This is a genomic window from Haloferax profundi (assembly GCF_001469865.1).
In the GTDB taxonomy this organism is placed as follows: Archaea; Halobacteriota; Halobacteria; order Halobacteriales; family Haloferacaceae; genus Haloferax; species Haloferax profundi.
Genome location: NZ_LOPV01000110.1, coordinates 1 through 729 on the forward strand (window position 1 = coordinate 1; position 729 = coordinate 729).

Here is a 729-nt window from a genome sequence, read left to right on the forward strand (position 1 = left end):
TCTCCTCAGTCTGTTCGGTCGTCTGCTCGGTCGTCTGCTCGGTCGTCTGCTCAGTCGTTTCCTCGGTGGTTTCCTCGGTGGTTTCCTCCGTGGTTCCAACTGCCTCGACAATCACACCATCTTCCGTAAGGGTGTCTGCCGTTGCGGCGCGGACAGAGACCTCGAATTCGGTGCCGACTTCGACGTCGGACGTGTCGAATACTGCTTCGACGGTACGGTTCTCGGTGACGTCAACCGTCGTGGACTTCAGGAAGGTCTGACCGCCGTCGGACTTGCGGAGGCGGACAGTGACTTCCGTGCCAGGTGCGAGGTTCGTCGTTGCCGTAACGTTAGCTTCGGCGGACTGACCAACTTCGACCTGGTCGTCGTCGTTGAGCTCGAGCTCAAAGTCGGCTTCCTCGGTCGTGAAGTTAGTCGTCACAACTTCTTCTTCGTCGTCGTCAAGGTACGGGAACGGGTTAACGTCCTCGTCCTCGTCACCAACGCGGAACTCAACTTCGTACTCTTCGCCGTCTTCGAAGTAGTTGCTTGCAGCACCGGCGTCAGTGTCGATGACAACGAAGTAGTTGTCCTCGGCAAGGTCAGAGTCGTAGTAGAGCTTTGCGAAGTCGTCGCTCAGAGCGAGCGACTGTGCTTCTGCGTTTGCAGCGGGGTTGGCTTCCTCAATGGTGAGGTTCAGACCGCTCGTGTTGATCGACTGGACATCGTCCTCGTCGAGCTGGCCTTCGA

Annotated in this window: 1 protein-coding gene; it reads right to left on the minus strand. The window is 57.9% G+C overall.

All coding sequences use genetic code 11. The annotated features are described in order from the left end of the window. The coding region (locus tag AUR66_RS21805) for a BGTF surface domain-containing protein (RefSeq protein WP_331456984.1) at positions 1-729 on the minus strand (729 nt) is incomplete at both ends.